This is a genomic window from Rhodoplanes sp. SY1 (assembly GCF_046000175.1).
Lineage (GTDB): Bacteria > Pseudomonadota > Alphaproteobacteria > Rhizobiales > Xanthobacteraceae > Rhodoplanes.
In genome coordinates this window covers 1-862 of record NZ_JBEOMB010000538.1, presented here as the reverse complement: position 1 = coordinate 862, position 862 = coordinate 1, and the positions used below count along the sequence as shown (strand labels likewise).

The 862-nt window shown below is 63.2% G+C and carries 1 protein-coding gene; it reads left to right on the top strand.

The features are described 5' to 3' along the window. Positions 1–54: 54 nt before the first annotated feature. Positions 55–862, top strand: an 808-nt coding sequence (locus ABTU92_RS30815; protein WP_408095318.1) for a glycosyltransferase, incomplete at its 3' end; no start/stop codon positions are given.

Below are 862 nucleotides of genomic sequence, written 5' to 3'. Positions count from 1 at the left end.
GGTGCGATTACTCGTCGGGCGACGTCCATGCCAGGTATTGCGATCTGCAACAATATGGTGACGCCCTACACGAACCGGCTTTTCAATCACATTGTCGAGCACCATGGGCTCGATCTGTTCGTGATCTCCTGCTCGGCCCGCGAGAAGAACCGGCAGTGGTCGGACCGCTACGACACCAAGTACAGGCACGCGATCCTCCGGGGATTCGAGTTCGACCTGCCGGGATCGCGGTCGGCCCACATCAATACCGGGATGTTGAGCATGCTGTCCCGACTGTCGCCCGAGATCGTCGCCGTGAACGGGGTGTACCCGACGATGCTGATCGCGGCGCTCTGGGCCACCATCCATCGCCGACCCTTGGCGTTCCTGACGGACGGCTGGGGGATCATGATGCCGCGAAGCATCTATCATCGCATTGCGCGCCCGATGATCCTCGCTCGCGCGCGGGCGATCATCTGTGCCAGCGAGAAAGGACGCGAGTTCTTTCTGCAGCAGGGCGCGCGCCCTGATCGGATTTTCGTCGCCAACATCGTCCCGGCCTGGAAAGGGCCGACCGAGATCCCGGGGCTCGATCGACGTCCTTACGACCTGCTGTGGTGCGGGCGGGTGCACGACGAACGCAAGAACTGGCCGTTCTTCGTCGCGCTCGTGCTCGAGCTGAAGCGGCGCATTCCTTCGATATCGGTGCGAATCGTGGCGGACAGTCCGACACGGCCGGTCGAAATCGACCAGCTTTCCGCCGCGGGCGTCGATCTCGAGTACAGCCCACATGTCTCGCCCGACGAAATCTCATCGATCTTCGCGACCGCGCGCGTTCTCGCGTTGCCGTCGCGGCAGGACGCCTGGGGACTGGTCTGCAACG